We start from the raw sequence: 444 nt of genomic DNA, 5'->3' as shown, positions 1-444 counted from the left end.
CTACCACACCTGATCGGGGTTTCAGTCCGACCTTGTGATTGGTCGTTATCTTTGAACGGGTCTTGGGCTGTTTTTGTGTAAAAAAAACGTACGGTTTTTGCAAGGAACTTTGGGGATTGTGGCGAAGTGATGGGTTGGGGAAACACCTCCGGCGGTGCAGGAAAACACGCCCCTTTTTTTGTCTTTTTCCCCAACATGTTTCCTCCTCTCTCTTCTTTGGCCCCCCCCCCTTTTTCACTCCCCCCCCACCTTTCCGCCCTTTTCCTTTTGACCGTCCAGCTTCCCACTAATTTTGGCAACTTAACCGTTTTTGCCAACTTTTTCCCCGTTTCATCCAAACCCAACATTGGGACGCCCGACTTGTTTACTCCGTCCAAACCCGAAACCCAAAACCTTTCCTTCCCCTCAACCAAAAACCACAAACTCGGGTTCCACTTCAAACAC

General features: G+C 49.5%; 1 protein-coding gene. It reads right to left on the bottom strand.

What is annotated here, in order from left to right; all coding sequences use genetic code 11:
• Positions 1-347, bottom strand: a 347-nt coding sequence (locus ACTHUF_RS11305; protein ID WP_440407752.1) for a hypothetical protein, incomplete at its 3' end; no start/stop codon positions are given.
• Positions 348-444 lie beyond the last annotated feature (97 nt).

It is taken from the genome of Neisseria sp. P0024.S006, assembly GCF_051956595.1.
Taxonomy (GTDB): Bacteria; Pseudomonadota; Gammaproteobacteria; order Burkholderiales; family Neisseriaceae; genus Neisseria.
Note: the sequence above shows the minus strand (reverse complement) of the source record. Positions and strands in the feature narration are given on the sequence as shown.